The following is a 26,092-nucleotide window of genomic DNA, read 5'->3' as shown; positions in this document are numbered from 1 at the left end:
AAACATATAAAAATTAATAAGTGAGTAATCACCAAATCTTAGTCAGCACATTTTATTTAATAGACAAGAATAGACACTATATAAGCCCACTAATAATAGTGGGCTTATATAGTGTCTATTGTTAAATGTGCTTATATACTAGGTTAATAGCATATGATAACTAGTAATATTTAATCTGATTTCACTCGATTTTAAGGTATGAATTAACTATAGTGACTGTTAATTGTGGCTAAACTGGTGATGGATTCTGAGGTTAATAGAACGCTCCTATTTCAAAATTAAGTATGTAAAACTATGATATTCAAAGGAAGAAAATGTATTGAAAAAGGGGGTACACATTGGAAAAAATTCTAGTTAAAACAGGAATTTACTCATTTATTGTTTCATTTTTCCTATTAGTAATCTTTAAGAAACGGGAAATAAGTGACATAGAAGAAGAGGGCTGGACATCATATACAGAGATTCCTTATTCGGAGTATTTCTTTACTATCTTTCGGTATTCTATCATAACTTCTTTATTCGCTGTTTTATTTATGCTGCTATACATTTTTGCAAATAAGACTAATCATAAGTAATGAGAGAAAACAGCTGCTTTGGCAGCTGTTTTTTAACAATAAAAGGGCGAAGTAGTATGAAAGGGTAGATATCCATATTTATTTCCATTTAGTTTGAAGTTAATACGAAGAGTACTCTGTACAAAAACCTTTAATATTTCTTTTTTACTAAAGAAAAATCCTCCATTGTCAAAGACATACTTAGCTCTGTTTAATGCACCTTTTATTTTATACGAATTGTAAATTAAATAAGTCCAGTAGCTATTGTTTGAAAAAAATGCCGTACTGGCATATTTCTCTTTTTTATCTTTCTAATATTAGCTACAAGTGCTCTTATATCATCTGTTGAGTGAGTCTCTAATATCAGGTTAATCAATTCCGCACTTTCTAATTCTACAATTCCATTATTTGTACAAATTCTAAAGGAGTACTCGTTTTTTAGATTATATTTAATGTAATTTATATTCATTTCGGAAATTACTAGTAATCTATTTTCAAGTGATATTTCCTCAAGAAAATTCTGATTCTCTTTCTTCATCATCGCTAAATTTAGTTTCATATTCCTAAATACCTCCTGAATGTAAGTGGATTAAAATTCCATTAGATAGTTTGAAAATAATATTGATTATTCCTCTCAAAGATAAACTTCATTTGCTGGTATCCAATAAATCATAGTGCTTTATTAGGGAAGGATGTTTTTTATGTTTAATGAACCGCTCTCGTAAAGTAAATAGGCAACAAATTGTGAACAAAAGAAGGCGTGTTTTCGAGGGAAGGTGATATTGAACACGATAAAAAATAACCCCATCAAATTGTAAAGATAAAAATGTCTATTTCTTTTGATTGTTTTTACATACTGGTGACACTAAGACTGTAAATAATACAGCGTCCATGCATAAATTATTGGTTGGTACGAAAATCTTCTTTTACTAAACCACTGATAATAGGGCTATTATTTCTTTTACGCCCAAAGCTCAAGATAGATATAAACAGCTTTCATAGGCATATTTTTATACTCTAAACTCCGATGTATTTTTGTTACTTCTCTAATTCTTGTTTTCTAAGAAGTTGAAGATTTGCTGCTACAGCAATATAGTACAATATCCCGAGTAAGAAATAGTCTCAAAATTAAAACTGGTCGTCCCAGATATGAGATGAAAATTTACCGTGAAAGGTAACGGAACTTTTTCTGCAATTTTATTAGATTTTATCAATTTAGAAGCTTCAATAAGGCAGGGAATGGCACAAACAATCATATTTATACGTGAACATCTATTAGTTAGCCATTGATTGTCGTGTTAGGACTTTAACAGGTGGATAAGCTTTTCTAAACATCGTGTATATAATGTTTAATTTTACTATTTGTAAATTTGAGGTTTAGAATTTAACTAGGAAATGATGTTGAAGGAGGCAGAGACTGTGTACTGACATAAAGTCGTGGGAATTGGTGTGAAATTCCAGTAAATATGGCTGATGTTTTAGCTTTAAATAAAATAATAAAAACTCTTAGTGGAGTAGTGGACACTCGACTGCTGCGGGAAACAGTGATAATTTAGACCCCCAAGCGAAGGGGAGGAGGACCTTATACCGCCCCGCTGTAGAGCGCAATAGAACGAACTATTTAAAAGCGTGAGTATATTAACACCATTCTAATTTATATAAAATGCTTAAAAGAAATTTGAAGGATAATGGAGGAGGCTTAAATGAAGAAACCACGATCCGTTGTAAGCAAAGTTTTATTACCAGTTATTGCTTTGCTTGCTATTGGCGGAGCTGTTTTAACCTATTTAAATTATAATCTAGTCAAAGAAAATACAAAGGAGATACTGGTTAATAATGCAATAAATGTAGTTGCACAAACAGATAGACAATTCGAGAGTCTATTTAACAGCCTTAGCACAACCTTGGCTCAACTTTCTGAAGTCCCGGCGATACAAGGAATAGAAGAAAATGAAGCTAAAGGTTTGAAGGCATTGGCTGGTTTTAAGAAGAATAACCCTGTTATCCTTAATACTTATATTCAGTTAAACAAAGGAAAATTGTTATTATATCCAGAACAGAATATACCTGATGATTATGACGTACGTGAAAGTTCGTGGTTTACAAAAGCAATTGAACAAAATGGAGAAATAGTTTTAACTAAACCTTATAATGATGCAGCTAGTGGGAAATTAACGATGACTGTTGCAAAAATGGTTAATAACGCCGAAGGAAAGTTCTTGGGAGTTTTAGCTATCGATGTTGACTTATCTATTTTTAATGTCTTGTTGAAAAATACAGAAATAGGAAAGACAGGCTATACATTCTTATTAGATGAAACAGGACTTGCTGTGTACCATCCAAATAAAGATACGAATGGCAAGGACATAAGTTCGGAAAAGTTCATTCAAAGGATTATAACGTCCAATAGCAATAATGATAACGTTAGTTATGAATATCAAGGTGACGCGAAAGAACTTTATTTTGTGAAAAATAAAACTACAGGCCTGTATATAGTAGGAGTTATACCTTTAAAGGAATTTGCTACACAAGCTAGTGCTCATATAGAACCTATGTTAATTATCCTAGGCAGTATTGTTATTGTCATAGCAACTATCTTCTATTTTGTAATCAGAAGGATGCTGCGTCCTTTAAAAGATTTGAGCACAGCGATGGATAAAGTAAAAGCTGGGGACTTCTCTATTTCTGTTGATGTGTACACGAGTGATGAAATCGGAAGTCTAACAAATGGGTTCAACCATATGTTAGAGCAAGTTAGGAAAATGTTGAGCACGATAGCAGAATCATCTGGAGCAGTAATGACAGCATCCAATACCTTAGTGATAAGCGTGAATGAAAATGCAAGTGCCATTGCAGAAACATCTACAGCAATGGATAAGATTGCGAATGACGCTACAACACAAGCCGACCTTGTCGAAAGAGATTCAAGCAATCTTTCCCTTCTTTCGGAAAAGATGGAAGAAGTAATACAACATAGTGTCGAAATCAGAACCAGTTCTGAGGCTATGCTGCTACAAACAGACAAAGGCTATACAAAGGTTGTTGAGCTTAGAAAACAATCTGCACAAACAAATACTATGACGAATGAAATGGTAGGAGCTATTAAGTTGTTGGAAAATAACTCTAACAACATCAGCGAGATCATTTTGACCATACAAGAGCTAGCCGACCAAACTAATTTACTTGCGTTAAACGCTGCAATCGAAGCTGCTAGAGCTGGTGAATCGGGACGTGGATTTGCAGTGGTTGCTGACGAGGTTCGTAAACTTGCGGAGAAATCAGCGCAATCTTCAAAGGAAATAGCTGGTCTGATTCAACAAATGCAAAGTCAAACTAAAAATACTGTTGGTCTTATAGAAAATACGCACGAGTTAGTTAAGGCTCAAGATGTGACTGTTAATGAGGCGGAAAGCGCATTTCAAGCCATTGAACATACGACAAAACAAAATGGACAAAATATTAATGACGTGGTTACAGCCATTGCAGAAATGATAACGAAAAAAGAAGAAATCATCCAATCAAGCATGGATATTACAGCTATTACACAAGAAACAGCTGCAAACACGGAAGAAGTCTCTGCATCTATAGAGGAACAAGCAGCATCCATGGAACAAATGAATGACCTGGCTAATAAGCTTGGAGAACAAGCTGAAAAGTTGATAAATGAATTTAAAAACCTAAAAAGATAACAGGCTGGGTACATTAGTATGTAAGACTAACGTAAAACTCTGAACTATACTATCGAATATCGATTAATAGTTCAGTTTTTTTGTGTTTTTGGTAAATACAATACTGAAAAAACTTAGTGGAATGAATAATTTCAAGTTTGGGATAGAAGCAATTTGAATAAAAAAAATTAATTGGAAAAAATTAATAAGGAGTTGCTTACTAAATATGAATAAAGAAGGAATATAATATGAACAGGTTTAATGAAAGATATTCAGACATAATATATCAGTTATTCCATGAAGACACATGGTGTAGTATAGGGTATCTCTCGGAAAAAACTAGTTATTCAAAAAGTACAATTTGGAGAGAGATTGGCTTTATGAATTTTAATCTTCCTCCTAATTGGAGTATTGAAAAAAATGAGCTAAAGGGAATACGTTTAAAAAAACCAAGTAACGGTACGATTGAGGATGTCTTAACGTATTTAAGAGAAAATAATACATATATTCAAATTATAGGGCTAATTATTTTTAATAATGGGATAACAGTCGCAGAATTAATGGAAAAGATTCATTTAAGTAGAGCAACTGTTTATCGCCACATTGAAAAAATTAAAGAGGTAACGAGCTTTAACGGCATCAGTATCTCAACTAATCGCTTACGGCTTACGGGAGATGAAAGAAAAATCCGCCGATTTATTGTCCAATATCTTGAGTTCTCTAATAAATTAATCGATCCTTCTATAGTAGATACATTTAATATTGCCGACTTTAAAAGTAAATTACTTCTTTCTACTGAAAAATATTCAATAGCTTTACATATGGGAGCATTACATAGACTTGCAACAATAATGGATGTTATAAACCTGCGTATTTCTCATGGGTGTTACATGAAGCTTCCGAAATATATTCATAAGGAATACGGAAACTCAGAATTTTATAAAGTAGCTAGTGAAATGTTTAATTTCATGAGGAAATGCCCTAATCGAGAAACCCAAATGAACGAAGCTCTCTACTTCTCCTTGAATATTCTTAACGAAAAAATACCTGTTAATAAATCTAAGGATATTATGGAGGTTAGGTTCAGAATGAGGGGAAATGCAGATGATCGAGCAAATCTTCTGTCGATTTTTATGGAATATCTTGCAAATTACTTAGGGTTTGATATAGCTCAAGATGATACCTTTTTGTACAAGCTTGTTCAGACCTTTCGGAGGATTTATATTGATTCACAATTAGGTACTAATAGTATAAACAGTGCTATGGTTTCTTATCTTCCTTATGTAGAGTCGAATCCACTATATAAGAAAATCGAAGACATCATTAACAAATCTTTATTTGACCAGGATTATTCAGATAATATAAGTGTAGATAGGATGGGGATTTTTGAGATTTTTTTACTAGTACAAGCAGCACTTTTAAGAAAAAAAGCGCAGACCGTTATAACAGCTGCATTAATATGTAGAACATTTATCGAAGCTGAGTATATAAAACAAGTTTTACACTACCATTTTGGAAGTAACTTGAGTTTAACGGTAATGGACTATATAGATAATGAGCTATTAAAAAAAAATAATGAGTATGATTTAGTTGTAGCAGTAATAGACACAGACGAACTAAATTTCGAGCATTTACCAATAATTAAAATATCTACCTTTCCCTCAAAAGGTGAATTAAATGTAATTGAGGATTTTATAAATAGTTTCTTCTTAGATAAGTGGCGAATCAACTCTGATATCTTTATTCACTTGTAATTCATATACCTTTAAATAGTAATTACGAATAGGATGCAGTTCTATTAAAGCATTCTAGAACCAGAGGCTCTTTTCTAGAACTTAAGCAAGGAGTAAAAGATTTGCTGGCATTATCATGGCATTTTTCCTTTTTAGGTAATGCTTATGATAATGCCTTTTATTGGGAGAGATTTTATATTTCTCGTGGTTATATAAATCTTAAGTATTTTTTTTTTGAGTTTCTTCAAAAAGTTAATCTGCTTTTTTCTGCTTAAAGAATTGTAGAGGACTATAAATACTATTAGACCAATGTTTTTAATTATTAGTAAAGATGAAGTTAGTAATACTAAACACAGTGTATAGAAAGATTAAATTTACTCCGTACACAAATGATCATAGAATTATCAATAGGAACTAGTGCTAAAGTTATGCGATGAAACTCCTTAAAAAGGTGGCTAATAATTAGAAATGCTTGAATATTGGACTTAATAAAGCGAAAAGGAGACATTATGAGATTAAATCAGGAAGTAAAAAGTGTTAAAGGTGATCAAATCTCACATTCAATGGATTTTCATGTTCAGCCTATAATATGTTGTCTTACTGATACTACCTTTGGCTATGAAATATTATTGCGTACCAATGAAAGCTCTCCATTAAACCTATTTCAAGCAGCAAGAGAACAAAACTATCTTTATCAATTGGACAGTAGTGCGATTGATTGTGCTTTAAGTAAATTAAATGAATTAGGGATATTGTGGACTAATATATTTATCAATGTATTTCCGTCTACTATTGTAAATCCTCAATTTAAATATTTCATTAATCAGATAAGCAATAAATACCCAGATATAATTAAAAATATTATTTTTGAATTAAACGAAGATATTCAAGATGAAGAGGTATGGGATAGCTTTGCATTTAAAATGCATATAAATGCTTTGAAAAAAAAGGGTTTTAAAATAGCTATAGATGATTTTGGCACTGGGGCTGCCAATATAAATACAGTATATAATGTAAATCCACATTATATAAAGCTAGATAAATCATACTCTAGAAACCTTTATACTTCAAAAGAAAAACAAAGGGTAATTTCGATGATTACAAAGTTTAAAAATCGTAAATTTAGCATTGTTTTAGAGGGAATTGAAAATCATCAGGATTTAAAGCTAGCAAAGCAATTGGGAGTAGATTATTGCCAAGGTTATTTTATATCAAGACCTTTCGATATGAATAGATTATAACTAAATAATAAATTAATACGAGCAAGCTATAACTTCTGAATAAATATATCAAGCTTTGCAGCCGTTTATAGAGGTTAAAAGAATAATAACATTGATTCTCTATAGACAATTATGTATGAAGGGATAAGTAGATTAGATGGAAAAAGAACACTTTTTATTGGTGAGAATCGGAGAGGAGCACTTTGCACTAAAGCTTGAATATATAAAGATTGTAGAACTGATTGATTCTACTACTTATATAAGGATAGCTGATAGATCTTCGCATAATTGCAATTGGTTTATTGGGTGGACACAATTGACATACCTATCACCTTTTAATACAAAAAGCAATAGGCTAACAATTGATACTGCGATAATTGATACAAGTAAGTTGTTATTTAAAAGCGAATTAGAATATTCATTACCTTCAAGCTTGGTGGTTTATCAGGCGGGAGAGAAATTTATTTCCTTTACCGCGGATGATGCTATTAATGTTTCTAAATTAAATAGAAAAGCTATAAAACAAAATACTTCTTCTAATAATCGGTATGGTGATTACAGTGAAGGCAATGTATTGATAAATGGAGTTGATTTTACGATTATTAATCTTTTAAAATATTATTTCTCAAAAGAAAATCCTTGCAAAAAAACAGGTGATTATTATGAAATTATCTAATGATATAAAAGTATCTTACAAGATATCGATTACGAATTTATTGGCACATAATGTTGGAATTAAAGCTGCCCGAGCAGGAGAATTAGGAAAGGGGCTTGCTTTAGCTGCCAAGGAAGTTAAACAACTGACGAATAATTCAAACCTTAATAAAAAATGATTGAAAATACGGACATATATGTTTGTTGATTCTAGCTAAGAAGTGAAATGTTTATTGTTAAACATTGCCCAAGTGTGTCAAAAATTTGCTAAAAAAACTAACTAACTACAATATCTTGCTAAAGAATTATAGTTAAATAGATACAATTAAGAATTGTTTAGTTTCATGATTGAAATAAAATATTAGTTTGGCATAGTGAATAAATTAAATAAAAATTGATATTTTCTAAAAATTGATCAGAATCATACAGGTTTATCTAAAACTATGTTTTAAGACCTGGAAAATAGAAAATTCTTTGTTTCATTATTGAGAATGAATTGCAAATTCTCCGTGATATAATCCTTCTTGCATTAACAAACAAATTTTTAGGTGAATTCAAGAGGAGGAATTGAAGATGAAGAAGAAAAAATTATTATTTGGGGGATTAACATTAGCAGCATCACTGATGCTGGTAACACCAGTTTTTGCCGATGATTCTGCTACTTCTGAAAGCAGCATCACTATTGGTCCTGGAAACGGACCGACACAGCCAATTGATCCTGAACCAAAGCCAGAGCCACCAGGAACAGGTAATACCGGCGAACTTACAATCGACTATGTCACGCCTTTAAGGTTCGAGGGTAAAATATCTGAAAAAGATGAAGTGTATATAACGACAGCACACAATCCTAATGTCCAAGTAACTGATAGACGTGGAACAGGAGAAGGCTGGTCATTACAAGTATCGGCAACACCATTTGTTGATGAAAATACCAATAAAACATTAAAGGGAGCACAATTGACATTACCTCAAGGGTCCGCCCGGACGCTTCCCGAAAATATCTCTCCTGCCCCAAAAGATTTAAGGAAAGTCGTATTAAGTGAAGAAACAAACATCCTCATGCAAGCTCAAAAAGATGAAGGAATGGGTACATGGATTGATAAATTCAATCCAGTTGAGGTTACTCTATCTGTACCAACAGGCAACTATGTTGGAGATTATGTTTCTACTTTAAATTGGAGCCTTGTTGCCGCGCCGCAATAATAAAGTTTAAAATTTCGACTCGAGTTGAGATGGTGAGGCTGTATCAACCGCTAGATAGTCCAGCTCTCGCACATGAATGTGCGAGGGCTGTGCCCCCTCATCTGAGATATTGTCGTCTTCTATCAAGACAACAAAGGCTAAGTCTCAGGCAGTATTTCTGCACATGAACTTAAAATATTAGTTTTTTTAAGATAATTTCGTTTTTCTTAGAAAGTTAAAGTATGGAGGAAAAGGAATGAAACGAAGCTTTTTTTTGTTACTCGTTTTAATCTTGATTGGTATCGGAATTAATTCGCAGGATGATAGAGCATTTGCTGCAACGATGGAGTACTCAGTGAAAGCGAACCTGCCAGAAAATCAACTAAGTAAAAATCTAAGCTATTTTGATTTAAAAATGAGCCCGGGAGATAAACAAACGATAACAATAACAGTTAGCAATACCTCTGAACGAAAAATGGAACTGATGATTGAAACAAACACTGCCACTACAAACCAAAACGGAGTCATTGACTATAGTAAAGCTGGCAGCCAGAAAGACAGCTCTTTAAAGTATGCTTTTTCAGACCTTATTTCTCCAAGTCAAAAAGTTATTTTGGAAGCAAACGAGACAAAAACGCTTCCATTTACTATTAAAATGCCAAAAAAATCACTTGATGGTGTGATATTAGGTGGTTTCTATATATATGAAGTTATTCAGGAGGACAAAAAAACATCAGACAAAAGTGTGCAAATTAATAACGAATTTTCTTATGTCATTGGTGTGAAATTAACGGAAACAAACAAATTGGTTACTCCGGAATTACAGTTAAATAAGGTGAAGCCGGTATTATTGAATTATCGAAATGCAGTGACAGCAAATTTACAAAATATTAAACCAGTCATTATTAATAACTTAACTGTGAATGCACGAATTACGAAAGAAGGAGAAAAAAAAGTCCTCCATCAAACGAAAAAACAATCCTTATCAATGGCCCCTAATTCCAACTTTGATTTTCCGATAAGCTGGGATAATCAAGAGTTTGAACCTGGAAAATATCATTTATATATAACTGCGATTGCCGGCAAGGAAACATGGGAATTTGACAAAATGTTTGAAATTAAAGATACCGCTGCAGAAAAACTTAATTTAACAGCAGTCAAAGCAGAAAAAGATTATAGCAAAATTGTTATTTGGTCAGCTTCCATACTAGCAGCAGTTCTACTTATCATTGTTTTACTTGTAAAAAACAAAAGAAAACCTAAAGAAGACTAAATGAGGGATAGTCAAAGTTGACGGATTAGATTTTTTTGTTTTCATTAAGTGACAGCATTTCTTAAGGGAGAGACTACCAAATGCGCAAAAATAGAAGAAGCTTGCGGAGTAATCGGACTATCTCATGTTTGATTGCAGCTTTAATAGTTATATTATCAATAATGACAGTTTTCGTTCCTCCCCATCAAGCATACGGGGCAGACCAGACAATCGCGGAGATTTTCCCAGATGATTACTTAGCTAAAGAGATGGCAAATATTTTAAATAAAAACGAGAATACGAGTGTTCCTGTTTCAATGGAAGAATTACAAAGTATTACAGGATTAGTGCTGATTGATAAAGGAATACAAAATATAACAGGACTAGAAAGGCTGACTCAACTAGAGGAATTAGATCTTACAAACAACCAAATAAAAGACATAAGTTTGTTGAAGAATTTAGTGAATCTAAACTCGTTAAGTATTTCATATAATAAAATCAGTGATATAAGTCCTTTAAAAGCATTGCATCTAAAGGGCTTTGAAGCTGGAGGTCAACAAATTTATCTGTCGGAAGGAATAACGGGTAATCCTACATATCTTGTATTGGCTGGCTTAGACGGGTCAGTACCTAATATTACCTTTAAAACTGGACAAGGGAATTACAATAACAATCAGTTAATATGGAACACAGCAGGACAAAATGTGTTAACTTGGAATCTGGAAAGTGATAATTCCTTTAATGGAACTGTACAGCAAACTATAACGGAGTCCTTTAATTTTGTTCCCGAATTGACTATTGATGTAGCGGGGCCAATATATCTATCTGTTGGTGAAGAATACTTAGTAAAGGGAACCTGGAAAGATTTAGATCATCCTACAAACACCATCACATCTGAGTTAAATGGTATTATGCTTGGAACAGAGGTACTAGATAATGGGGGGGAATTAGAGTCGCTTGAATGGAGTTATCCTATTCATGCAGATGAATTGAATTTGGGAGAAAATAACTTGGTTATGACATTAGCAGACCCGTCAGGTGGGTTTTCAAATGTTCAGTTAACAATCATTGTCGAAAGTCCTCCTTCCATCACTTTCAAGGATGCAAATAAAGAGGTCACCATTGATAATGGAGCGGGTTATTCTATTTCAGGGACTTGGAAGGACTTAGATAGTGATGAAGTTGATTTATACTATGTTCTGGGTAAAAAAGGTCCTATAATGTTTGCTGATAATGTACTTAACGACACTGACAAAGGGAATGATATTGATTTTGAGTTTGAAATTCCAGCTGAATTGCTATCAATTGGTACACATAAATTGCAAATCTATGCTATTGATGATACGGATAGACAATCTAATGTTCGAATAACAACGCTTAAAGTAATTGGTGAATTGAAGTTTGACCATGTACCGGATAATGTGAGTTTTGACGACACAGAAATTTCCGGAGAGCGCGTTTTTTCAAAGAGAAGCGATGATTGGGGAATTGTAGTATTGGATACCCGCGGAAACGGAAGCTCCTTTCGTTTAACAGCGACTTTAACGGACGAGTTTACAAACAGTGAAGGCCAAAAACTAGAAAATGCTTTAAAGTTTATTGACAATAATGGTGATGAAATAAATATGGAAATCGGCATTGCGACAAAAGTCTATGAAGCTATTACAGAGGAACAGCAAATTATCTCCGTGAACTGGGAGGAAGATAAAGGGCCATTATTACTAATCGAACCATATGTGTATAAAGGGCAATATACTGCATCAATTAATTGGAACTTAATTGATGCACCGTAATAAACTCTTCCATAAATAAAAGAGACACTGGCTGCTACCACCAAAATGAAAATAATGAATATGCAAATCGAAACCGAAAAATTGGCTTTATTTCGTATTAACTAACCATCAAGAATGTTTCCATTACGGCTAGGGATAGTCACGTACAGAGCAGTCTTGGAATAATCATTAGCTTGAATAATGCAAAAAATCCTTGCTCTGCAGGGCTTTTTTTCTCGCTTATTATGTTAACTTATTATACTCCTCATCTGTTACTGGTTCTAGCCATTCAGGTGTACCAGCAGTTATTGCAATATGCTCAAACCAACTGTCCTTTGCAGCACCATGCCAGTGTTTCACTCCGTCATGTGTGATAATAACATCACCAGCCTGTAAGAATTGAGCTGGTTTTCCTTCCTCCTGATACCAGCCTTCACCGCCAGTTACTAGCAATAGCTGAAAACCATTACGGTGAACATGCCAGTTGTTTCTGCAACCAGGTTCAAAAGTTACATTTCCGACACCAACACTCACTTTAGGGTCAGCAATTAATGTCTTAAGGTAACTTTGTCCGACGAAAAATTGGGAAAATGCTTCATTTTTTTCACCTGCTGGGAAAATTACGCCATTTTTTACGTTTTCATGCTTAATCATTAATATTCCTCCTAAAGACATTATTTAATTTGTTGTAGCCAAATTATTTGTTGTTCAATATCATTTTCAATGACCAATTCAGGGACTACTTGATTATTTTAGTTTTCCACCGAATACTGGGAAAAAACTATGCTCACCATAATTTTGGATAGGCTCTGCATTCTTCAAAAGCTCCATATCTGCATCGCTGATAACAAAATCAAGCTCTGTATTTATTCTCATATGATCAGGATTAGCCGTTTTTGGAATTACTACAAGACCAAGCTGGATATCATAACGGAGGCATAGCTGAGCAACAGATACGCCATATTTATCAGCTATGACTTTAACCTCAGCATTCTCAAGAACTGCACCGTGTGCAATTGGTGAGTATGTCTCTACGAGGATGTCATTCTTCTGGCAGAATTCAATCAGCTCCAAAGGAGTATTGCTAACATGTGCTAATATTTGATTTACCATAGGCTTAATCTCACAGCTTGCAAGAATATTCTCAATATCATCCTGCAGGAAGTTAGAAAGCCCTATTGCCTTTACCTTGCCTTTCTTATAAGCATCCTCCAAAGCAGCCCATACTTGCTTGTTTTCTTCATAATAACGGCTCTCCTCGCGAAACTCCTTCCAAGGCTGTGGACTGTGGATATCGCATTTTTGTAATTACATCACCAAAAATCTCTATTTGGATAGCAAGCCCTTTTGAAAGACGATAACCTTCATCTACAGTTTTCTGACTATCAATTGGTAAGGCAATATTATGAGCTTTAAATACCTCGTTCACTTCATTGATAGCATTAAATGTTTTTGGGAATCCAATATACGGTGCACATTGGTAAACAGCCTCTTTGATTTCAACAGGTGTTAGGCCAATATTTAATGCAGCATTAACATGTGCTTTAAGCTGGGGAAGTGTCTGATTAGTAGTTAAAACAACTATAGTGATTAGTTCACGTATTTTATCATCAAGCTTTCCTTGAAAAAACACCTCTCCAAAAATAAAGCTGCTTAAGATGTTTTGAAACTCAGGATCTGTAAAATAGGAGGCAGGTTCTCCTTTGCCAAAAAGTTGTTCGTATTTTCCCATGCCTTTTTCCATACGGTCCATATCTTCCCCTCCTAATTTATTAAAATTACGTATTCACATTTGCCCAGTTAGTTAATGGATTGTGCGAAATACATCTTGGTGCATTATCGCACATTTGTGTATAATTATAATCGATATTAGAATACCTACAATAACCAATTACCATAGATTTGTGTTTTAATGCACAGATTATGGTGAATTGTGCATTTTTTAATAGAAAGATTGGTGATATGTATATGAAGGAGAACAAGGTGGATAGAAGGATAATCAGATCACAGGAAGCTATCAAAAATGCTTTTATTGCAATGATGACTGAAAAAGCTATTGATGAAATTACGATCCAAGATATTGCCGATAAAGCAAATGTTGGCAGGAGAACAGTTTATCTGCATTATTTAGATAAATATGATTTACTCGAAAGGCTGATTGAAGGACATATCGGCGAATTAAGAAAACTATGCGAATCAGCATCAGAATTGAGCTTTGCTGAAGGAAATCTTATGTGGTTTGAATACTTTGAACGTCATTCCTCCTTTTTTTCGGCTATGTTTGCCAGTAAAGGGGCACCGGTTTTTCGCAGTCAATTTATAAAGTTTGTTATGGAAGAGCTAGAAGCTGAAGTGGATGTAAGTAATGGTCAGAATCAGGGGTTAAGTAAGGATTTAATCCTTAAATTTTTTTCTGCAGCAATAGTAGAAATAGTAGAAGCATGGTTTACCAATGAATTATCTGAGTCTACTCAGGCCGTGGCAGCACAAGTAGGAATGTTATTAGATAGAAATTTTGATTAGAAAAACCGATTCTTCCCTGGAAAAGGGAGAATCGGTTTTTATAATGCTCTTTTAGCTGCTTCCTTATTATGAGGGATAGCGTCATAATTTAATAAACGCTTTACTAAAAAGATGAACATCAGTAAGGAAAATACGACTGCAACAGCACTAACTGTGAACAATGCCTGATAACTCATATACTGAGAAATCCAGCCTAACATCATGGCACCAAGCCCGATTCCAAGATCTGCCCCGGTGGCAAATGAAGCGTTGGCAACACCTGTGCGGTCTGGACTTACTAGACGGATTGTTGCAGCTTGAAGTGCTGGCTGTGCAGAACCAAAACCAATTCCGTACAAAATCGCTGATATGATTATTCCTAATAAATTAGTGGAAAGGCTTAAGATAATCAATGCCGAGATTGTAATTACTTTAGCCGGGATAATAACAAAGGCCTCACCGTGCCGGTCAGAAAGCTTTCCTGCAATTGGACGAGTTAATACAAGGGTTGCTGCATAGACAAGAAAGAAAGTGCCTGAATTTACTTTGATGGAATCAGCAAACAGAGGTATGTATGTAGTAATACCACCATAGGCGATAAACAGTAAAAAAACGGATAGTGTAATAGGAACCACTGACTTGTCAAAGAGTTCTATTTTCCTTGTATTTGCTTGAGGTGTGGCCTTTATTTTTGCGCCAAAAGTTAAAGCTAGTGCAGCAACAGAGAGTAGAACAGCGAATCCAAATAGTGATTCGTACGAGGAATTATTAGCGACTGCCAGACCAAGCATGGGACCGATTGCCATAGCAACAGTCATCGCCATTCCTGACCAGCCCATGCCTTCTCCTCGGCGTGTAGTTGGAATTAAATCAGTAACTGCCGTGCTGATGGAGGTTGTGGAAACTGCCCAAGTAAATCCGTGTAAAATTCTAATTACCATTAAGACAGCAAGTCCGCTAACCCAATTGTACATAAACATTGTTGCAGCAAAAAGCAGCAGTCCCCAAATAATAAATGGCCTCCTGCCAAAACGATCCAGCAGTCCGCCGACAAAAGGACGGAATATAACAGACGTAAGCATAAACGCCCCCATTGCCAGACCTACCTGCGACTCTGTGCCCCCATTTTCCTTAATGAACAAAGGGAGAGTGGGATAAAGCATATAGAAGGCAGTAAATAGAAAAAACATGCCAGTTATCATGAAAATATATGACTTCGTCCAGAGGCGTTCCATAAAGCATCTCTCCTTAGGTTTAATTCCTTGATAGGGATTAAAAACATTTCCCTATTAATAGTGCTGAACCTATTTGTACTAATTAATTCCGGTTAATTGTTTGCCGGGTCTTATCATGTAATTAGTAAGTAAGATAGAACAAAGGCTTAAGATTAAGAATAGGATACCACCAATAACAATATATTGTGTTCCTAACCCAGATATGAAAAGTCCTCCAATTCCAGTACCGATCGTTATCCCAAGATTACCTCCAGATAAGAACAAACCATTAGCGAAATCAGGAGCTTCAGGGGCAGCAAGGGTCATGGAATATTGATTAATCATACTACCTACAGAAAATAAAACACCCCATAAAAAAATAGTCATAATCATGGTACTGGGAGTACCTCCTGTAACAAATGACAATAGGAAGGCTATTCCTAATACAAAAGGAAATAATGTTGTCGTTTTTATTGGATTTCTGCTTAACAGATTACCGCCGATAATATTACCTAATAGGCTTGCTAAGCCAAAAATAAATAGCATGATACTTAAAAAGGTACCTGATATATTAGTGACGCTTTCGAGATATTCTGCAATAAAACTATTAACACCTGATGTTGCACTGCTTATAAATATGACAGTTGCGATTGCTGTCCAAACAATTGGCTTTTTTAACAAATTTAATTGAGTCCCGTAAGAAAGACTTTCTTTAACTGGAAGGGAAGGGACAAATAATAATGTCGCGAGTAAGGTAAGGGCGTTAAGGATAGCAAAGAATAACATCGCCATCTCTAAGGAAGTTCCATTAGCAATCAAGTTAGTAATTGGAACACCGAGTATCATGCCTGCATTTACTCCCATCATTACTTTAGAAACTGCCTTTGGTGCATCCTCTTTACGAACGGAAGCGGCAGCTGCTGTTAAAGCTATTGAACAATAGACAGGATGAAAAAAGGCAGGAATGACCCGTGCTAGTAAAAGAATAGTAAAGTTTGAAGCGAATATCGAAACGATGTTTCCCAAAAGGAAAAGACTGAGTACTAGTATCATTACTTTTTTACGATTGATACCAGAAAATAATAGTGGCATTATAGGCCCTGATATTGCCACTGCCAGGGCAAACATACTAACTAGAAGTGAGGCTTTTGCTATACTGATCTGATAATAATCTGCAATTAAAGGCAATATGCCAACGACACCCATTTCAGTAGTTAAGATGCCAAAAACTCCAAGAGCTAAAATAAAGATATACAAATTGTTTCGTGCAGGCATAAAACACCGTCTTTCATTATTATTTTCTATATCTGTCTAACTGCTTAAAACCAGCTTCAGCTGTCTCACAGGCAGGTTTTCCTTATCTTTCTTTCTATGTCAGTCTAAGGTTCGCTGTTTACATCTGAAGTAACTTCAACTAATATTAGCCTAACGCCTTCGTGTGACACGAAGTCAAGGGTTTTTACATCGGAAATCTAAATTATTAAAGAGGTGTTTTATTATGTTAACTGTGAAAGAGGTTGCTAATTTGCTTGATTTAACAGAACATACTGTTCGCTACTACACGGATAAGGGTCTAGTTCCAAGCTTGAAGCGTGATAAGAATAATAATCGTCTTTTTGATGAGGAATCCATTAATTGGCTTAAAGGAGCAAAATTTTTGAAACAAGCGGGTATGTCTGTCGCATCAATTAAAAATTATATTGAATTGTGCTTACAAGGTGACTCTACCATTCCGGAACGTTATAAAATTATTATGGAACAACAAGCCATTGCACTAGCTAGGCTAGAGGAAGCAACTACTATAGCGAAACAAATGGAGGCGAAGGCAAAACATTATGAAGGAATCATGAACCTTGATATTCCTGATGATATGAACCCTGGGAAATGGAAGGGAAATAAATATCAGGTAGGACTTCGATAGTATGATAAATTAAAATATTTGCTCGAAAATAAGGTTTCTTTGGGTGTTTCGTCTTTATATGTAGGTTTTTTTATTTTATCCAAATGCCCAAACACTAGTTAATCAAAGGAATAATATATACATAATACTTCTGTAATTGAGGTAATCCTTTTATTTCGATAATACGATTTTTTGTCAACCGTTTACAGGTTGACCCTTTTACATAATTATTTAGGTAACGAAAAATAGTACCAAACATTAGAATTACAAACATTATCTCCATTGCTTGCTAATGTATTTTATAAAAAACTTTGGAAAAAATATAAAAGTATATAAGGTCACAGATCGGACGGTATTTATATGCTTTTTCTAATTTTTACAGTCATAATGCTAAGTGTAATATCCTATTTTATTCCAAAGAGGATTAGTAAGATTGAAATTCTAGCTACCAGTTTGTTTGCTTCCTACTTGCAAGTTAATACGGATGTTATTTTAGATTTAAAATATGACTTATATGGATACTTCTCTAAAGGTCCAGATTGGGCTGCATTTATATATATTTTAGGTATTTATCCTGCAATCAATGTGATTTTTTTGAATTATTATCCATATAGAAAACAACTATATAAACAGACAATATATATATTACTTTGGAGCGCATTAGCGATGCTCTATGAAAAGCTGTTTATTTTGAGTGGAACCTTTTATTTAAGCGGATGGAAGCATATTTACTCTGTTTTTACTTATCCTGTTTTATATATAGTGTTAATGTTATTTCATAAAACCATTATGAAATATATTAAAGAAAGTAAGATTTAGAGTTAAGTGCAGTAAGTAGCAAAACTAGTGTGACGGAGATTTCAATTGGCCGGTTTCAGGGCGGATAGGGGATAGGGGATATGTTCAAAAAAACACCATCAAAGCATGGCGTTTTTTACTTTATCCTATGAATGATTTCTTCATACTTGGCAAGTATTATCGCGTTAGTAGCAGTGTTTTGTATTTCTAACAGTCCATTTTCATAGTTAAAGAAGATACGATGAATTTTACCCTGATATATTACTTTCTGACCAAATTCAATATGGCATCATCCTAAATAAATATTATTCAGAAAAATAATACTTGTAGATACAAAAAAAGGACGTATTCGTATGACTGCAAATAATATTATTTTAAAGTCATTTAAACATAACATACATTATTATACTTTGTACAATAATGTAACTTGATATTGATCATTATACTATAAGAGAAATACATGCTAGCAACCATTAAATAGCCTGGATAGCTTTAATTGCTATATGCAAACTTGAGTATGCAATTATCTCCTTTTTAAAGAGGCCGAGTTGCACCATAGTTTGGGGTATTTCTGGACGTATGCCTGAACTTTTAGTAGTTGAATTCAAATAAAAACCGCCTTTTTTATATTTACAGCCATTATAACAAATAACCTTTGGGACAGCACTTATAGTGAAATATGCTTATATTTGGAGCTTTAATTTATAGTCGTAGTTATTTTATTTTTAACTATGCACATTGTAAATAATGACTAAGGTTGGGTAAAAAGCTTTCCTCTTGAAAAACAAGGAGAAATGTAGATAGAAATAACAAAAAAAGCACAATTCCACAAACGTTGGAATTGTGCTTTACAATCTAACAGATACCTCTGTTCCGTCTTTTAAGCTTGTTTCAACCAGAAGCAGACCTTTTTGCATGGCAAGTTCCTTTAGCAATGGCTCTATATCTGCCTTTTTTATATACGGAATTTGAAACTTCTTTTTTGCTTTTTGTTCAATGATACGATTTGCCAGCATAAGAATTCTTTTTGAAGTAATGATTCTAATGAATAGATGTAAAAAGGCATATGGGACTGGGATAGTAAACCGTCTAGAGTTTACTTTAATTTTGACCTTTATCATGTTATTCAATTGTCACCAGCACTTTGTCACCATTTGCTGTGCTAACGTCGACAATTTGTCCGTCCAATTCATTGTCAATTGCATCAATTAACAATTCGATATCGATATCCTTTACATATTTTTCAGATTGAGGGATTCTTTCCGCGATACTTGTTCCAACATTTAAAACTGCTTTTATAAGTTTTATTGGAAGATTAACATTTACATTGTCACCTTCTTCAGAGATAACACGGATTTTAAGCATTTTGTTTAGATAGGAATTAGAGTTTGGTTTACTTAAATTAACCTGATTACCTTTACCATGCAGAACATCAATCAATTCAGCAGCCTTTTCTTTGTCTAACTTTCCGTCTTCAAGCATCGTTAATACTCTTGAAATTTCATCACTCATTTATGCTTCCTCCCCATTTAATATCCCGATAGCTTCCTCGGCTGTTATTTCACCTTGTTCAAGCATTAGTATTATCTTTTTTCGATCAATTTTTTCAACCTTCTTAGCAGTCGAATATCCTAGTGAAGAAATAATATCATCTAACTTCCCGCGTACTGTAGGATAGGATATTCCAAGATCTTTTTCTACTTCTTTAATGTTTCCGCGACACTTTAGAAATGTTTCAATAAAACTAAGCTGTTCACTGTTAAGGCTTGCGAAATTAGAAAGCTCAAATTCATTTTCAATAGTTGTATGACAACGAGTACACTGCAGCTTTGTGATTTTTAATTGTTTACTGCAAACAGGACACTCTGAAATAAGAGGATATGCCATAATTCCCTCCTTCGTTATTTATAATTTAATAATACATCAAATTATTTAAAAAATGAATATTAAAATTAAAAATTATAAAGGTTAATTTAATTTTATTTAAAATATTTAATTTTATAATTAAATATTTTGATGTGGAATGCAAAATGAATGATTTGAAGCCATTATTAACTTTCGAACGTAGGTAATAATAAGAACTAAATGTTGGCAATGTGGATTTATAATAGGTTCAATGCATGTGATGGGGAAATGTTATTTAATCATGCATAAAGGGAGGATTAATAATGCAAAAACTCAAAATGTACTTGTTTGCGTCAGTGACAATATTGCTTCTTTTAAGTGGGTGTAATACAAAGGAAACAAATAAAGATATTTTTCAATATAAGGATTCAAATGTAGGTGACAACAGTGCGGTCGGAAATATTGTATATAAGTTACCAGGTGCACAACAATTGTCGGGCATAGAGCTTAAAACAAAAGAAGAGCCGTACGGCATAATCTTAAATTATGGCTGGGAAAAATCTGAGAATGAATATAAAGAATTAGTAATATACAATACAACCTTCTTATTTACACTAGTTAAAAATGTTGATTGGATAACAGTTAAGTCAGAACGCAAAGAATATACAGTTACGAAGGAAGACTTACAAAATTGGTACGGAAATGATTTCAGTAATATCGAAACTGCAAAAGAGCTGAGAAAACTTGTCCAACAGAACTTAAGTAATGAAAATAAAGTTAGTGAGTTTTTACATTAACGGTTAAACTTAGTGTGTGGAAATTCAATGGGAAAACGGGGAAACCAAGAATGGAATAGGAATTTATTCAGTATTCGAAACTGAAAAAAGTAGGGCAGGTTTTGAAAAACAAATAGGAGCTTATTGATGAGCAAGAACTTTATATAGAAGGTTATCATTCATAAAAGGAGTATATATATGAAACTTTTAACACTTAACTGTCACTCTTGGCAAGAACAGAATCAAAAGGAAAAGATAGTAAATATAGTAGAAGCTATAAAGGAAAATGCATATGATGTTATTGCTTTGCAGGAAGTGAACCAAGTATTTAAAGAGAGAACAAAAAATGAAAACGTTAAAATTAAAAGCAATAACTTTGCAATAGCAATACTAGAGGAACTAAAAAATCGGGGAGAAGATGGTTATTCTCTATTGTGGGATTTTTGTCATTTGTATGAAAGCTTTGAGGAGGGTTTAGCTATTATAACAAAACATCCAGTAGTAGAAAAGCATTCCTTCTATGTCTCAACAATAAGAGACTTCAATAATTGGAAGACAAGAAAAATAGTTGGAGCAACCATTCAATATGGTGCTCAACAAATTACTTGTTACTCCTGTCATATGGGATGGTGGCATGATAAGGAAGAACCATTTAAGGCTCAGGCAGAAAAGCTTCTTGAAAATATTAATATGGATAAAACTTCTTTTTTTATGGGTGACTTTAATAATGACGCCTTCATTAGCAATGAGGGATATGAATATTTAATAAGCAATGGACTGATCGACACATACTATCTTGCCGAAATGAAAGATGATGGCGTAACTGTTAAAGGAGAAATTGCGGGTTGGGAGGGGAATATTCTGCGAAAAAGAATAGACTTAATTCTGACGAATAAACCAGTCCAAGTAGAGTATTCTAAAGTCATCTTTAATAGTATAAATAAACCGGTTGTTTCCGATCACTTTGGAGTTGAAGTGAAGATTGATATTCTTTGAAATCATATGGGATAGTTGCCGTATTTAAGGATTTATACGGGGATTTATGGATTTTAAATAATGCTCACTAAATTGCGCAGAGGATGAAGTAGCTGTATTGCTGTGAATTTATTGTTATAGTACTATTCTTAAACGAATGAGGGTTTCCTACTAGTAGGAACCCTTTTTTTGTTGGTAAATACATGTCTTCATCATATTATTGGATTCCCTGAAAATAGCATATAGTCGAATTGTCATTTTTTAGTACACTATATAATGGAAATTTATAAGGGTTTTTTAAGTAATTTGATGGAGAATTACATGACATTTTAAAATGATACGTTGACGAAACGTCAACCAAATTATTTATTTCATTACATTAGTAAAACTTAAACCGTTTTGATAGAGATTTGGTATTCACACTTTGCCAGACGCTCATACATGTAGGACAATAAGAAGAAATTAGAATGGATTTTATTATAAAATAATTAAATTAAAATCTATTTCTTAAGGAAAACACATAGAATACACATCTGATTTTTATAATATTAAAGAATAATAAGATAGCTTTTACTTTAAGAGGGTTGGAAGATTTGACTCGAAAAACTTTTTTCATTTTCATTTACTACATAAAAAGTAGTTAATACAAATTAACCATTGAAAAGATAGTATATTGGAGAGAATATACTTTAGAGAATGATTAAGTTAATCACTATATTGGAGGTCGGTTATATTTTGAGTTATTTAGCTAATATAATTACCATATGTAACTTTATTTGTGGTGTATTATCTATCTATTCCTGTGTTTCAAATAATACATTTGCTGCGATGATATTTATTTGCTTAGGAATGATTTTTGATCTTTTTGATGGCAGGGTAGCCAGAAGATTTAACACCGTATCAGAGATTGGCAAGGAGCTTGATTCATTTTCTGATTTAGTAACTTTTTGTATTGCACCGTCAATATTAGCATATAGTGTTGTTTTACACGAACTAGCTCATGCTGGATTGATATGTACACTTATTTTCAGCATATGCGGATTGCTTAGATTAGCCCGTTTTAATGTTGAACAAAGCAACTTGTCCGTATTTATTGGCTTACCAGCACCTTGTGCGGCCCTTTGTTTGTTAGTGCTTATTTCTGTACATAGCCCGTTTATAGTGGCTGTAGGGATGTGTATCCTTTCATTGTTAATGGTCAGTAAACTGGAAATTCCTAATTTTAAGAAGCAAGACAGTGAAAAAGTGGAAATAAACGGATGGAAATAGCTAACCAGCTAATTAGTCAATATGGTTACTTTGCCATCTTTATTTTGCTGACATTAGGGATTTTTGGATTGCCAATTCCAGATGAGGCACTCATGACATTATTAGGCTACTTTACTCATATAGGAACGCTCAATTATGGACTAACCATTTTTATCGCCACGCTTGGAGCTTTTCTTGGCATGGTAATTAGCTATATCATTGGAAAAAAAGCTGGAAGACCGCTAATAAATAAACTTGGAAAATGGCTTAGAATAAAAGAAAGTAGAATATTAAAAGTAGAGGCATGGATAAGGAGATTTGGACCTTTCTCCCTTTTAATCGCTTATTTTATCCCTGGTGTTCGCCATTTAACCTTTTATTTTTGCGGTATCGCGCATATGAGATTAAAAACATATATGTTTTATGGAGGAATAGGTGCATTAGTGTGGTGCTTTATCTTCATTACAATTGGAAAATTATTAAATATAATGTGGGTTTAAAGAAGCTTACCAAAATAGATTGCTTCCATAAAGTAATTATTTTTGAATGCATGAGTAAATTCCTTCAGGTAACCAAGAACGACGGATTGGCAATCGCTTGGTTGAAGGTGAGATGAACAAATGCAGATGACGGATCAACTAGCTTTAATTTGAATATATGTAAAATCCTGAAAAAGTTACCTTTACATGCTGAGTTTGATATTCAATCAAACTCAGTTTTTTTTATATATTCCACAATGTTCATTTACCAATATATTTTAACCATTCTAAGTTGTGTGTGCATTTTCAATTTTAAAATAATTGTTGCAAGTTGAAATCTCTATGTTATAATTCACACTATAAAAGTAGGAATTGTATAAATTAATTATTAGAAAAGTTTCGCTAGTTTATATATTCAGGATATCAACTTAGGAGTGTTAACATAATGGGTTCACATGTTTTAGACTTACGAATGTTACAAAATAATTTTAGTACAGAGGAAATGCGCGCTGTCTGGAATGATGAGAATAGATTACAGAAAATTCTTGATGTGGAAGCTGCATTAGCATTGGCAGAAAGTGAACTCGGAGTAATTCCTGAAAAAGCTGGGAATGTGATTAAAGCTGCTGCCAAAATAGAAAACTTTGAAATTGACAAAATTGCAGCAGAGGCAGCGAAATTAAAGCATTCATTAATGGCAACCGTTAATCATTTACAATCACTTTCTGGAGAGTATGGAGAATTTGTTCATTTTGGAGTAACTACACAGGATGTAACAGATACAGGTATGATTCTTCAATTGAAAGAAGCAAATAAAATACTTAAGCGGGATGTTAAGAAGGTTGCGGAGCTTTTAATCGGACTAGCCTCTACTTATAAAGATACGCCAATGCCTGGAAGAACACATGGAATGCAAGGCTTACCGACAACGTTTGGCTTTAAGATGGCAGTCGTATTAAGTGAGTTTCACCGTCATTTAGAAAGATTACTTGCTGTTGAAACAAGAGTTTTTACTGGAGTGCTAGCAGGTGGCGTTGGCACATATGCAGCATTAGGCAATAGTGGTCCTAAAGTAGAAGCAAGAGCGTTAGAGCTTCTTGAATTGGATACTCCAGATATTTGTTGGCATTCATCTCGTGATCGGGTTTCTGAATATGGTTCTGTGCTTGGTTTAATAAGTGGTTCACTCGGGAAGTTAGGGAATGAATTCTATAATTTGATGCGTACAGAGATAGATGAAGTGGAGGAGCCATTTAAAACAGGGAATGTTGGCTCAACAACGATGCCCCATAAACGCAACCCGGCTATTTTTGAAGGAATTGCAAGCTTAACAAAACCTATTCTGCACAGTGTGGCACTGCTTCATGAATCATTAGTGATGGAGCATGAGCGTGATGCAATGAGCTGGAGAAGTGAGTGGATTGCTTTGCCAGAAATATGCTTATATCTTTCTTCGCAATTGAAAAGCACGATCAATGTGTTAGAAGGACTAGTAGTAAAACCTGAAAATATGATGAGAAACTTGGAAATGCAAGGTGGTCTTATCCTATCTGAACGAGTTATGTTTGCCTTATCTGAGAAAGTAGGGAAACAAACAGCACATCATCTTGTTTATGAACTTGCGATGGCGTCAGTTGAACAGAAAGTTCCATTTAAAGAGCTGCTGGCAACAAATGAAAAAGTAGGCTCTGTGCTGTCTAACGAACAGATTAATGAATTACTAGATCCTAGTCAGTATACAGGTCTTGCAAGTCAAAAGGTTGATGAGGTCATTCAATCCATTAAAGGTGGTGGATTATTAGATGAGTAATATAACCTTCCATCAAGCTACTAATAAAGACATTCAGGCGTTACTAGATTTATCCCTACGCGGATATGCAACAATACGTGAGCTTGGCATTAATTTTGCAGCGGCAACTGCGGATGAGCAGCTAGTAGAAAAAAATATCAATGAAAACATTTGTTTTTATATGAAGGATGGCGATGAAATGGTAGCAACTGCTTCCATTCGGATGCCATGGAGCAGCCATCATGGCCCTTACGAAGTACCGCATATTTGGTGGGTTGCTGTAGCTCCTGAATACAAGCGAAAGGGTTATGCTTCCAAACTATTAGATTTCATTGAAAATGATTACTTGAAAGATTCGCTTCATTGTCCTTCTGTATCATTGGGAACAGCAAAGGAGCATCCTTGGCTTGCAGATATGTATGTAAAGCGTGGTTATGAGAAGGTTGGCGAGTCTGATTTAGGTAAAGGGCATGTAACCATCTATTTAGAAAAGCTATTATTAGCAAAAACTTATAAGAAAAGGTAGGAAGA

Annotated in this window: 26 protein-coding genes and 1 pseudogene; 18 read left to right on the top strand and 9 right to left on the bottom strand. The window is 34.0% G+C overall.

Going from position 1 to position 26,092, the window contains the following annotated elements; genetic code table 11:
- The first annotated feature begins 338 nt into the window (after nt 1-338).
- Nucleotides 339-575 carry a hypothetical protein gene (locus NQZ71_RS23485; protein WP_317011852.1) on the top strand — a complete coding sequence of 79 codons (237 nt, stop codon included), beginning with the start codon at nt 339-341 and terminating at the stop codon, nt 573-575.
- Between the two features lie 223 nt (nt 576-798).
- Here NQZ71_RS23485 and NQZ71_RS23480 read toward each other — a convergent pair whose 3' ends face one another.
- Nucleotides 799-1,113, bottom strand: a complete 315-nt coding sequence (locus NQZ71_RS23480) for a hypothetical protein (protein WP_317011851.1) — start codon at nt 1,111-1,113, stop codon at nt 799-801.
- 1,144 nt (nt 1,114-2,257) lie between these two features.
- On the opposite strand from NQZ71_RS23480, the gene NQZ71_RS23475 reads away from it, so the two are divergent.
- From NQZ71_RS23475 to NQZ71_RS23440, 8 genes are all read left to right on the top strand, one after another.
- Entirely contained in the window at nt 2,258-4,243 is a 1,986-nt protein-coding gene (locus NQZ71_RS23475; RefSeq protein WP_317011850.1) for a methyl-accepting chemotaxis protein, read from the top strand.
- Between the two features lie 227 nt (nt 4,244-4,470).
- Nucleotides 4,471-5,976: an AcpB/EbpR/MafR family transcriptional regulator gene (locus tag NQZ71_RS23470; RefSeq protein ID WP_260055079.1), complete on the top strand. Its 1,506-nt coding sequence runs from the start codon at nt 4,471-4,473 to the stop codon at nt 5,974-5,976.
- 488 nt (nt 5,977-6,464) lie between these two features.
- A complete protein-coding gene (locus NQZ71_RS23465) occupies nt 6,465-7,196 on the top strand; it encodes an EAL domain-containing protein (RefSeq protein WP_317011849.1) in 732 nt (243 codons plus the stop codon).
- A 136-nt stretch (nt 7,197-7,332) separates the two neighbouring features.
- Nucleotides 7,333-7,851: a hypothetical protein gene (locus NQZ71_RS23460; RefSeq protein WP_317011848.1), complete on the top strand. Its 519-nt coding sequence runs from the start codon at nt 7,333-7,335 to the stop codon at nt 7,849-7,851.
- Complete coding sequence (locus NQZ71_RS23455) at nt 7,838-8,008, top strand: methyl-accepting chemotaxis protein (RefSeq protein WP_275008562.1); 171 nt, start codon at nt 7,838-7,840, stop codon at nt 8,006-8,008. Before NQZ71_RS23460 ends, NQZ71_RS23455 begins: the two co-directional genes overlap by 14 nt.
- A gap of 394 nt (nt 8,009-8,402) precedes the next feature.
- Nucleotides 8,403-9,032 carry a WxL domain-containing protein gene (locus tag NQZ71_RS23450; protein ID WP_144457867.1) on the top strand — a complete coding sequence of 210 codons (630 nt, stop codon included), beginning with the start codon at nt 8,403-8,405 and terminating at the stop codon, nt 9,030-9,032.
- 235 nt (nt 9,033-9,267) lie between these two features.
- Nucleotides 9,268-10,284, top strand: a complete 1,017-nt coding sequence (locus tag NQZ71_RS23445; protein ID WP_317011847.1) for a WxLIP family cell surface protein — start codon at nt 9,268-9,270, stop codon at nt 10,282-10,284.
- A gap of 80 nt (nt 10,285-10,364) precedes the next feature.
- Nucleotides 10,365-12,056 carry a leucine-rich repeat domain-containing protein gene (locus NQZ71_RS23440; protein ID WP_317011846.1) on the top strand — a complete coding sequence of 564 codons (1,692 nt, stop codon included), beginning with the start codon at nt 10,365-10,367 and terminating at the stop codon, nt 12,054-12,056.
- Nucleotides 12,057-12,278: 222 nt separating this feature from the next.
- Here the strand turns inward: NQZ71_RS23440 and NQZ71_RS23435 are convergent, their stop codons facing one another.
- From NQZ71_RS23435 to NQZ71_RS23425, 3 genes and pseudogenes are all read right to left on the bottom strand, one after another.
- Nucleotides 12,279-12,689: a cupin domain-containing protein gene (locus tag NQZ71_RS23435; RefSeq protein ID WP_144457863.1), complete on the bottom strand. Its 411-nt coding sequence runs from the start codon at nt 12,687-12,689 to the stop codon at nt 12,279-12,281.
- Nucleotides 12,690-12,782: 93 nt separating this feature from the next.
- Nucleotides 12,783-13,328, bottom strand: a pseudogene (locus NQZ71_RS23430) (aldo/keto reductase family protein); the annotation flags it as partial.
- A complete protein-coding gene (locus tag NQZ71_RS23425) occupies nt 13,276-13,767 on the bottom strand; it encodes a carboxymuconolactone decarboxylase family protein (RefSeq protein WP_317012525.1) in 492 nt (163 codons plus the stop codon). The gene NQZ71_RS23425 and the pseudogene NQZ71_RS23430, both read right to left, overlap by 53 nt.
- Before the next feature lie 236 nt (nt 13,768-14,003).
- Here NQZ71_RS23425 and NQZ71_RS23420 point away from each other — a divergent pair, with 236 nt between their 5' ends.
- On the top strand, nt 14,004-14,558 hold the full coding sequence (locus NQZ71_RS23420; RefSeq protein WP_275008556.1) for a TetR/AcrR family transcriptional regulator: 555 nt from the start codon (nt 14,004-14,006) through the stop codon (nt 14,556-14,558).
- A gap of 38 nt (nt 14,559-14,596) precedes the next feature.
- Here NQZ71_RS23420 and NQZ71_RS23415 read toward each other — a convergent pair whose 3' ends face one another.
- Together NQZ71_RS23415 and NQZ71_RS23410 are read right to left on the bottom strand one after the other, a co-directional pair.
- Nucleotides 14,597-15,772, bottom strand: coding sequence for an MFS transporter (locus NQZ71_RS23415; RefSeq protein WP_317011845.1), 1,176 nt, complete (start codon nt 15,770-15,772; stop codon nt 14,597-14,599).
- Between the two features lie 78 nt (nt 15,773-15,850).
- On the bottom strand, nt 15,851-17,026 hold the full coding sequence (locus NQZ71_RS23410; RefSeq protein ID WP_317011844.1) for an MFS transporter: 1,176 nt from the start codon (nt 17,024-17,026) through the stop codon (nt 15,851-15,853).
- Between the two features lie 223 nt (nt 17,027-17,249).
- On the opposite strand from NQZ71_RS23410, the gene NQZ71_RS23405 reads away from it, so the two are divergent.
- Together NQZ71_RS23405 and NQZ71_RS23400 are read left to right on the top strand one after the other, a co-directional pair.
- The gene (locus tag NQZ71_RS23405; RefSeq protein ID WP_275008553.1) at nt 17,250-17,672 is read left to right on the top strand and encodes a MerR family transcriptional regulator; all 423 of its coding nucleotides are present in this window, start codon (nt 17,250-17,252) and stop codon (nt 17,670-17,672) included.
- 339 nt (nt 17,673-18,011) lie between these two features.
- Nucleotides 18,012-18,470 (top strand): CBO0543 family protein, encoded by a 459-nt coding sequence (locus NQZ71_RS23400; protein ID WP_317011843.1) that lies wholly within the window; start codon nt 18,012-18,014, stop codon nt 18,468-18,470.
- 827 nt (nt 18,471-19,297) lie between these two features.
- Here NQZ71_RS23400 and NQZ71_RS23395 read toward each other — a convergent pair.
- From NQZ71_RS23395 to NQZ71_RS23385, 3 genes are read right to left on the bottom strand one after another with little or no spacing between them, the layout of a single operon-like run.
- Complete coding sequence (locus tag NQZ71_RS23395) at nt 19,298-19,570, bottom strand: hypothetical protein (RefSeq protein WP_275008551.1); 273 nt, start codon at nt 19,568-19,570, stop codon at nt 19,298-19,300.
- A 1-nt stretch (nt 19,571) separates the two neighbouring features.
- Nucleotides 19,572-19,961, bottom strand: a complete 390-nt coding sequence (locus tag NQZ71_RS23390; RefSeq protein ID WP_275008550.1) for an SHOCT-like domain-containing protein — start codon at nt 19,959-19,961, stop codon at nt 19,572-19,574.
- Entirely contained in the window at nt 19,962-20,336 is a 375-nt protein-coding gene (locus NQZ71_RS23385; RefSeq protein WP_317011841.1) for a DUF2089 domain-containing protein, read from the bottom strand.
- A 281-nt stretch (nt 20,337-20,617) separates the two neighbouring features.
- Here NQZ71_RS23385 and NQZ71_RS23380 point away from each other — a divergent pair, with 281 nt between their 5' ends.
- From NQZ71_RS23380 to NQZ71_RS23355, 6 genes are all read left to right on the top strand, one after another.
- Nucleotides 20,618-21,091 carry a DUF4825 domain-containing protein gene (locus tag NQZ71_RS23380; RefSeq protein WP_317011840.1) on the top strand — a complete coding sequence of 158 codons (474 nt, stop codon included), beginning with the start codon at nt 20,618-20,620 and terminating at the stop codon, nt 21,089-21,091.
- A 177-nt stretch (nt 21,092-21,268) separates the two neighbouring features.
- On the top strand, nt 21,269-22,066 hold the full coding sequence (locus NQZ71_RS23375) for an endonuclease/exonuclease/phosphatase family protein (protein ID WP_317011839.1): 798 nt from the start codon (nt 21,269-21,271) through the stop codon (nt 22,064-22,066).
- A gap of 714 nt (nt 22,067-22,780) precedes the next feature.
- Nucleotides 22,781-23,314 (top strand): CDP-diacylglycerol--serine O-phosphatidyltransferase, encoded by a 534-nt coding sequence (gene pssA / locus NQZ71_RS23370; protein WP_144457840.1) that lies wholly within the window; start codon nt 22,781-22,783, stop codon nt 23,312-23,314.
- Entirely contained in the window at nt 23,305-23,793 is a 489-nt protein-coding gene (locus NQZ71_RS23365; protein WP_275008547.1) for a DedA family protein, read from the top strand. Before pssA ends, NQZ71_RS23365 begins: the two co-directional genes overlap by 10 nt.
- 424 nt (nt 23,794-24,217) lie before the next feature.
- Nucleotides 24,218-25,582 carry an adenylosuccinate lyase gene (gene purB / locus NQZ71_RS23360; RefSeq protein WP_144457836.1) on the top strand — a complete coding sequence of 455 codons (1,365 nt, stop codon included), beginning with the start codon at nt 24,218-24,220 and terminating at the stop codon, nt 25,580-25,582.
- On the top strand, nt 25,575-26,087 hold the full coding sequence (locus tag NQZ71_RS23355; RefSeq protein ID WP_144457834.1) for a GNAT family N-acetyltransferase: 513 nt from the start codon (nt 25,575-25,577) through the stop codon (nt 26,085-26,087). The genes purB and NQZ71_RS23355 overlap by 8 nt, the downstream gene beginning before the upstream one ends.
- Nucleotides 26,088-26,092 lie beyond the last annotated feature (5 nt).

This window comes from Niallia taxi, assembly GCF_032818155.1.
Taxonomy (GTDB): domain Bacteria; phylum Bacillota; class Bacilli; order Bacillales; family Cytobacillaceae; genus Niallia; species Niallia taxi_A.
This window is presented reverse-complemented; position numbering and strand designations above follow the sequence as displayed.